Source organism: Vibrio sp. Y176, assembly GCF_033438945.1.
The window spans coordinates 1-691 of record NZ_JAWOQS010000546.1 but is presented as its reverse complement, the minus strand read 5'-3'; the positions used below and the strand labels follow the sequence as shown (position 1 = coordinate 691).

The following is a 691-nucleotide window of genomic DNA, read 5'->3' as shown; positions in this document are numbered from 1 at the left end:
GATGCTGGTATTGAGTTCGATTTTCTTAGGCTTCTCTTTCGGTTTTGGCTGAGAAATATCCGAATCGTCAATGTCTTTCGTCACCTCATCCAGCCACGAATGAAACTCGGTATTGTAAGCAGGACCTAATCGTTCAAGCAGTTTTACCCACTCTTTGTATTGGCCGGTACGCGAGTAACCTAACAGTTCAGTAACGTCTTCAGGGTGTTTCTCTATCATGAAGCGTACAGCTAAGTAGCCCCAGCGGTACACACGGTTTAAACCGTCGCTGTAGTTCGTACTGAACACGTCTGCCAATGTGTGCGTCTTTTCTTTGCCAAGTACTAGAGCAGCATTGTAGCCCTCTTTGTAGTACATGTATTCAGCAAAACCTTCCAACCACCACACAATATTGCCTTCGCGCATTGTGTCATGGAAGTCACCGTATTGGTTGAATCGACCGTCTAAATAATGCACATATTCGTGCTCTAAGTTTAGAATCGAAAAGTCGTCGTCCCATCCGTTTTGATAAGCGACAAATCGAGGTACATTTCCTTGTTTTGATGGGTCTCGCTCAAGGAACTGTCCGCCGTTGTTGGTTGTGTTATCAAAAAGGAAGCTGGAGTAGGTTGAGTAGTCACTTTTGGTTTTAAAAACAATAACATCGACACTATCGCTATGATCATCAGCGACAGGCTGATATCCGGTATTA

At 44.1% G+C, this 691-nt stretch carries 1 protein-coding gene; it reads right to left on the bottom strand.

Annotated features, from left to right (window positions below):
* Positions 1-691 (bottom strand): collagenase (locus tag R7O13_RS27210; protein ID WP_318305242.1); only part of this gene is annotated, 691 nt, incomplete at both ends.